The organism is Nocardioides sp. OK12 (assembly GCF_024341885.1).
GTDB lineage: Bacteria > Actinomycetota > Actinomycetes > Propionibacteriales > Nocardioidaceae > Nocardioides > Nocardioides marinisabuli.
In genome coordinates, this window is the sequence record NZ_BNET01000004.1 from 110,927 (window position 1) to 118,025 (window position 7,099).

Here is a 7,099-nt window from a genome sequence, read left to right on the forward strand (position 1 = left end):
TCGCCGGCGTGCGGCACCCCGAGGACCCCGACCGGTACGTCGAGGACGTGCTCTCGTGCGTCGAGCAGGTGCCGCCGGGCCGGGTGACGACGTACGGCGCGATCGCCGAGGCCGTGGGCCGCTACGGCCCGCGCCGGGTCGGCAACGTGATGGCGGGGCACGGCGCCGCGGTGGCGTGGTGGCGGGTTGTGCGCGCCGACGGCTCGTTGCCGCCGAGCCACGACGACGAGGCCCGCCAGGCCTACCTGGCCGAGGGCACCGCGCTGCGTGCCTCCGGTCGGGTCGACCTGCCGACGGCCTTCTTCATGCCCCGCTCGCCCGCTCGCGGCTGAGCCGGGCCAGCCGGGCCAGCGCGGCGGGGAACACCTCGGCGGGCGGGGTGACCAGCCCGGCGCCGACCTGGCCGGTGCCGGCGACCCGGCCCGCCATGCCGGTGTTGATCTGGGGGAGCACGCCGGTGCGGCACACCCGGGTCACGTCGATGCCGGTCGGGGTGCCCTGGAAGTCGAGCACCGGCACCGCCCAGCGCGGGTGCTCGGCCAGGGTGATCTCGTGCATCCGGCGGGTGGTGGCCAGGGCGTCGGGCACGGTGCCGCCGACCAGGCGCACGATGGCGGGCGCGGTGGCCATCGCGAAGCCGCCGATGCCGGCGGTCTCGGTGATGGCGGAGTCGCCGATGTCGGGGTTGGCGTCGTCGGGGCCGTAGTCGCCGAGGAACAGCCCGTCGGCGACCTGCGCGGGCCCGGTGAACCACTCGTCGCCGGTGCCGGCGACCTGGATGCCGAAGTCGGTGCCGTTGCGCGCCATCGCGACCACCATCGCCGAGCCCTCGGTGCCGCGGGCGGCGTCGAGGGCGAGCTTGCAGGCGGGCATGGCGAGGTTGAGGAAGAAGTGGTCGTTGCCGCCGACGAAGCGCAGCACCTCGGCGACGTCCGCGGCGCTGCTGCCGTGCTCGGTGCCGGCCACCAGGGCGGGGGCCAGGTCGCGCAGGAGCATCAGGGTGCCGGCGCGGTTGCGGTTGTGGGCCTCGTCGCCCATCTGCAGCATCTGGGTCAGCACGCCGCTGACGTCGACCGGCCCCTGCCCGTCGCGCACCGCCCGCACCGCGCCCTGCAGCAGCGGGCCGAGCACGTCGCCCATCCAGCGCAGCCGGGCGAGCACCTCGGGGGAGTAGGCGCCGTAGCGCAGCACCTTGCCCAGCCCCTCGTTGAGGGTGCAGTGGGTGCGGCGACCGGTCGCGGGGTCCTCGAGCACGAACATCCACATGCTCGGCGCCACGACGCCGGCCATCGGGCCGACCGCGGCGTGGTGGTGGCAGGGCTCGAGCGTCGCGGCCCCGGACTCGAAGAGGGCCGGGGCGTCGTCGGGGTCGTCGACCAGGCCCTCCAGGGCCGCCGCCCCCATCAGGGCGCCGCGCATCGGACCGGAGGCCCGCTCCCAGGTCAGCGGGGGCCCGGCGTGCAGGAACTGCCCGCGCTCCAGGCCGATCGCCTCGGCGGCCGGCAGCACGTCGACGAGGACGGCGGTGGTGTCGAGCACGGCCTGCACCGCGCGAGCGTCGGCGTCGGCGCGCAACGGGTCGAGGACGACGGTGGCCAGGTCGTCCTCGGTGCCGGGCATCGGCGGGCGCCAGTCGACCCGCTGCACCCCCACCGCCTGGGCCTCGAGGGCGTCGCCGAGCAGGTCGGCGCCGACGGTGACGGCTCTCATCGCGCTCCTCCGGTGAGCAGGCCGATCGCGCGTCGCGTCGCGCCGGCGTTGGACAGGTGCACCTCGGCGACCCGGGCCAGGGCGGTGCGCTGGGCCAGGAGGTCCTGCGGGTCGGCCGCGGTGCCCACGAGGCTCACCACCACGGGACGGGCGGCCCCGGCGAGCGCCGGCACCAGCGTGGCGGCCGGGTCGGGGTCGGCGCCGTGGCCGAGCACCACGTCGACCTGCACCACCCCGGTGTGCGGGTGCTCCAGGGCCCGGACGAGCCGCTCGAGGCGCAGGGTCGGGTCGATCATCGGGTGCGCCCGGCCGTGGGTCAGCTCGTCGTCGCCGAGGTCGACGACCTCGTGGGGCACCCCCGCCTGCCGGCACAGCAGCTCGGTCTCCTGGGCCAGGGTGCCGCCGGCGAAGAGCCCGACGAGCAGCTCGCCGCGCACCTCGCGGTGGACCTCGCCGGCGACCGGCCACTGCGGCACCGGCACCCCGAGGTCGGCCAGCACCTGCTCGGCGACCGCGGTGAGGTCGGGGAGCCCGGGCCCCAGCAGGGCCAGCTGCACCGGCGTGCCCAGCGTGGCGGCGTACGACGCGAGGGCGGCGGCGACCTCGTCGTCGGGCGGCTTGGAGACCAGCACGATCCGCTCGACCCCGGGGTCGGCGTCGAGGCGGCGCAGGGCCTCGCGGGTGGCCAGGCCGCCCACGGCGCGGCCCAGGTCGCGCCCGCCGACGCCGAGCGCCCACGAGACGCCCACGCCGGCGTGGTCGAGCAGCGCCAGCAGCTGCTGGCACCCGGTGCCGGAGGCCGCCACGACGCCCACCGGCCCGGGGCGGGTGACGTTGGCGAAGCCGAGGCCGACCCCGTCGAGCACGGCCGTGCCGCAGTCGGGGCCCATCACCAGCAGCCCCCGCTCGGCGGCGGCCCGCTTCAGCGCGACCTCGTGCTCGAGCGGCACGTTGTCGCTGAAGATCATCACGTCGTGGCCCGCGGCGAGCGCGTCGGCGGCCTCGACGGCGGCCGAGGCGCCGGGCACCGAGACCAGCACCGGGTCGCCGGGGTCGGCGCCGCGCAGCGCCGAGGCGGTGGTGCGCGGCGGGGCCTGGGCGCCGGCGGCGGCCGGGCGGGCGCTGCGCAGCGCCCGCAGCGCGGCGTCGACCCCGGCCACAGCGGCCTCGAGGGTCGTCGGGTCGCCGTCGACCAGGCGCAGCGCGACCACCATGTCGTTGGGCCCGGCGTCGTCCGGCACCTCGAAGCTCATCCCGGCGAGCACGTCGAGGTTGAGCGGGGTGGCCATCGCGACCTGGGCGGCCGCGACGCCGGGCAGTGCCGCGACCGTGCGGCTGACCTGGAGCAGGGCGACGGAGTCGGCGTAGGCGCTGCGCACCTCGACGTGCTGGTGCGGGGGCCGGGTCATGCGGCTGCTCCTTCGGGGCGCAGGGTCGGGGGCAGGGTCGGGGGGAGCCGCTCGAGCGCGCAGGCGGCGCCGCGCAGCAGGGCGACGCCGGAGGTGTGGCCGACCGCGGTCAGCGCTGCGGCCCGGCGGGCCTCGTCGGGGCCGCCGCGGGCCCGCAGCCAGTCCGCCAGCTCGGGCAGGACCTCGCCGAGCAGGGCCGCCTCGAGCAGCGTCGCGGAGAGCAGGCTGGTGCGGTGCAGGTGGGCGCGCACGGACGCGTCGGTGCGCGGGGTGGGGGTCGCGGTGGCGCGGTGGGCGGCCAGCCAGCCGCACAGCAGGTCGTCGCCCTCGGGGGTCAGTCCGCCACCCCGGCCCACCAGCCCGGGGACGTCGGGGGCCGGGCCACCGGCCCGCGCGGCGATGCGCGGCACGGTGGTGTCGTGGAGGCGGCCGGGGACGACCGGGCCTCCGTCGAGGAGCAGCCGGCCGCCCTGGACCCGCACGTCGTCGAGGGCGAGCCCGGCCAGGACGCCGGGGCCGAGCACCAGGGCGGTCGGCGGCCGCGACGCCGCCGGGTCGACGAGGCCGAGCGCCCAGCCGCCCAGGTCGACGTACGCCGCCAGGGAGCCGCGGTGGAGCACCGTGAGACCGGGGCCGGCCGGGGTGTCGGGGGTCGCGCGCAACAGCGCGAGCACGCGCGGCGGGGCGCTCACCGGGACCGGGCGGCGGGGGCTCACGCTGCTCGACGCTAGTCCTCGGGCTACGGTGCCTCCCATGTGAGGTTGTGCCAACGATCGGGTGGGCGGGCCTCAGGAGTTGCCAAGTGGGAGCTGCGACCGGCTGCCACGGACCAGCGGGGGGCTGCATGGAGCCGGACGTCTCGACCACAGCGCTGGCGCGCATCGACGCGCTGCACCGCGGCCTGACCCGCGTGGTGCTCGACGGAGGCGGCCTCGACGCCGTCGCCGGCGAGGTCGCCCGGGTGCTCGACGTCGGCGTGCTGGTGACCTCGACCGACGGGCGCGAGCGCGCGGCCGCGCTGCCCGGCGAGCTGCGCGACCGGCTGGCCGCCCTCGACCTGGTCACCTCCGGTGGCCGGGTGCGGGTCGAGCGGATGGAGGGCCGCGGCGCCCGCGTCGGCGACGGCGAGGCCCGCGGTGTCGGCGTCGGGACGGGCGAGCACGAGCTGGCCCGGCTGGTCGCGGTGCGCGCCGACGGCCCGATCGGGGTCGAGGAGGTCGCGCTGCTCGAGCGCGCCGCCGACCTGACGGCGCTGCTGGTGACCCGCCAGGACGCCGTGGCCGAGGTCGAGCACAAGTACGCCGGCGACTTCCTGCGCGACGTCTTCCTCGGCCGCGCCGGCGACGACGTCTTCGTCTCCGAGCACGCCGCCTCGCTCGGCTGGCGCCTCGAGGGACCCACGGTGGTGCTGGTCGCCGAGATCGACCCCGCACCCGAGGCCGGGGTGGCCGACCGGGTGCAGTGGCGACGCTGGCAGGAGCGCTTCGCGGCCGCCTGGCGCCAGGTGCTGCGCGGCCTCGACGCGAGCGTGCCCGTCGTCGACCTCTCCCACGAGGTGGTGGTGCTGGTGCCGCTGGACGAGCAGGCGACCGGCACCGAGCCGCTGCCCGGCGAGGACGTCGTACGACGGGTGGTGGCGGCGGTCGCCGGCGACAAGGGCGGCGGGCGCCGGCCGTTCTCGGTGGGGGTCAGCCGCCCCGCCCCGGGCCTCGCCGACCTGCCGGCGGCGTACGCGCAGGCCCGCCGGGCCGTCGACGTGGGGCGTCGGGTACGCGGCGGCGGCTCGACGACGTTCTTCGACCAGCTCGGGCTGCACCGGCTGATCGCGATGGTGCCCGACGTCGCCGAGCTGCGGGCCTTCGCCGACGACGTGCTGGGCCCGCTGGCCGCCGACACCACCGAGGCGGTCGACCTGCGCGAGACCCTCCAGGTGCTGCTCGACACCAACTTCAACGTCGCCGAGGCCGCGCGCACCCAGTTCTTCCACTACAACACGATGCGCTACCGCGTCTCCAAGCTCGAGCGCCTCCTCGGCCCGCTCTCCAGCGACCCCCACCTGCGCCTCGACGTCGCCGTGGCCCTCCGGGTGCTCGACGTCGCCGGTTGACGGCCGAGCAGTCACTTTTGAACCACCGAGCGGTCAGGTTTGAACCCTCGACCGGTCACTTCCGCACCGTCGAAAAAGTTTTCGATCCGCTTGTGGAAAACGGGGTTTGACCTGGTGCTTTGACGGTGGGCCCTGAGATACTTCACTCATGTCGACCACCGCCGCGCACCCCATCGGGAGTGCTGTCGCGCGGGCCCACGCGGTGCTGGACGAGGTCGCGGAGATGTCTACCTGGTCGATGAGCCAGGCCGAGACCGCGCAGGCGTTGGTGGAGGTCGCTCGGCTCGAGGCTCGGTGGGGCGAGGTGCGCTCGCGGCTGCTGGAGCACGCCGATGCGGTGGCGGTGCAGGAGCGCAACGCCTCCCCGTCGTTGGCGGTGTGGCACTCCAACGTCACTAGGACCACCAAGCGGGAGTCGTTCCGGCAGGTACGCCTGGCCGAGGGACTGGCGCGTCACGTGCTGGTGCGCGAGGCGCTGGGTCGTGGGGATCTGGTCGCGGAGCAGGCGTCGGTGATCTGTACGTCGTTGGATGCGCTGCCCGACGACCTCGACCCGGCGGTCCTCGAGCAGGCCACTGCGGCGTTGGTGGCGTTCGCTGGGGTGCACGACGCGAAGGCGCTGCGGGTGCTGGGGCGTCGCATCCTTGATGTCGTCGCCCCGGAGGTGGGGGAGGCGTGGGAGGCCGAGCTGCTCGATCGTGAGGAACGCGAGGCCGAGAAGTCGTCGGTGTTCCGGATGCGCGAGGACGGCCACGGCCGGATCAAGGGATCGTTCACGGTCCCGACCCTGGTCGGGCAGATGCTCGAGAAAGCCCTGATGGCGTTCGCCGCCCCCAGGCACCAGATCGCCAACCGGGCAAGCACGGATAAGGCACCAGAGCCGGTACGTCGGCCGACCGCGCGGCGGCTGGGCGATGCGTTCGTCGAGCTCATCGAACGACTCGACCCCAAGCGACTGCCCCGCGCCGGCGGGGTCAACGCGACCGTGGTCGTCACGATGACCCTCGCCTCGTTGCAGGGTGGGCTGGCGGCGGCTGCGCTCGACACCGGCGGCCGGATCAGCGCCGGGGCCGCGCGCCGGTTGGCGTGCGAGGCCGGCATCGTCCCCGTCGTACTCGACGGGGAGAGCAAACCGCTCGATGTGGGCCGGGCGAAGCGGTTCTTCACCAAGACCCAACGCATCGCGATGGGCATCCGCGACGGCGGCTGCACCGCCAAGGGCTGCGACGCACCACCCGCGATGTGTCATGCCCACCACGACGACCCCTGGGCCCACCACGGCCTGACCGACCTGGCCCGCGGTCGCCTGCTCTGCCCGTATCACCACCGGCGTATCCACGACCCCGACTACGAGATCGACATCGGTGGGGACAACCAGGTCACCTTCCACCACCGCACCTAAACCCAACTGTTCCTTAGGTGAGCGCCAGGACGGCGTACGCCGCGAGCCGGCCGGTTCGAACCGGCCGACTCGGCGTACCGCCCTGGGCCGAGCGACCGTCGAAACCCGGTGACCCCACGGCGTACGGCGAGGTCCGCGCGGTTCTTGCGGGGTCTCGGCGACGCGCGTCGCTGGCGCTCCTTGCTGCTCGACCAACGGAGCGTCGTGCGGCGAGGTCGGCGCGGTGCTTGCGGGGTCTCGGCGACGCGCGTCGCTGGCGCTCCTTGCTGCTCGACCAACGGAGCGGCGTGCGGCGAGGTCGGCGGGGTTCTTGCGGGGTCTCGGCGACGCGCGTCGCTGGCGCTCCTTGCTGCTCGACCAACGACGCGGCGTGCGGCGAGGTCGGCGTGGTTCTTGCGGGGTCTCGGCGACGCGCGTCGCTGGCGCTCCTTGCTGCTCGACCAACGGAGCGGCGTGCGGCGAGGTCGGCGG

At 75.6% G+C, this 7,099-nt stretch carries 6 protein-coding genes; 3 read left to right on the forward strand and 3 right to left on the reverse strand.

Annotated features, from left to right (window positions below):
- The first annotated feature begins 8 nt into the window (after positions 1-8).
- Positions 9-332: an MGMT family protein gene (locus tag OCU29_RS11035; protein ID WP_179613879.1), complete on the forward strand. Its 324-nt coding sequence runs from the start codon at positions 9-11 to the stop codon at positions 330-332.
- Here OCU29_RS11035 and OCU29_RS11040 read toward each other — a convergent pair.
- The 3 genes from OCU29_RS11040 to OCU29_RS11050 are packed head-to-tail and all read right to left on the reverse strand — an operon-like array spanning position 304 to position 3,835.
- A complete protein-coding gene (locus OCU29_RS11040; RefSeq protein WP_261819961.1) occupies positions 304-1,710 on the reverse strand; it encodes a DUF1116 domain-containing protein in 1,407 nt (468 codons plus the stop codon). The genes OCU29_RS11035 and OCU29_RS11040 overlap by 29 nt on opposite strands.
- A complete protein-coding gene (locus OCU29_RS11045) occupies positions 1,707-3,119 on the reverse strand; it encodes an FdrA family protein (RefSeq protein WP_261819962.1) in 1,413 nt (470 codons plus the stop codon). Before OCU29_RS11045 ends, OCU29_RS11040 begins: the two co-directional genes overlap by 4 nt.
- The gene (locus tag OCU29_RS11050; RefSeq protein WP_261819963.1) at positions 3,116-3,835 is read right to left on the reverse strand and encodes a DUF2877 domain-containing protein; all 720 of its coding nucleotides are present in this window, start codon (positions 3,833-3,835) and stop codon (positions 3,116-3,118) included. Before OCU29_RS11050 ends, OCU29_RS11045 begins: the two co-directional genes overlap by 4 nt.
- A gap of 128 nt (positions 3,836-3,963) precedes the next feature.
- On the opposite strand from OCU29_RS11050, the gene OCU29_RS11055 reads away from it, so the two are divergent.
- Positions 3,964-5,226: a CdaR family transcriptional regulator gene (locus tag OCU29_RS11055; protein WP_261819964.1), complete on the forward strand. Its 1,263-nt coding sequence runs from the start codon at positions 3,964-3,966 to the stop codon at positions 5,224-5,226.
- 148 nt (positions 5,227-5,374) lie between these two features.
- Complete coding sequence (locus OCU29_RS11060) at positions 5,375-6,628, forward strand: HNH endonuclease signature motif containing protein (RefSeq protein WP_261819965.1); 1,254 nt, start codon at positions 5,375-5,377, stop codon at positions 6,626-6,628.
- Positions 6,629-7,099 lie beyond the last annotated feature (471 nt).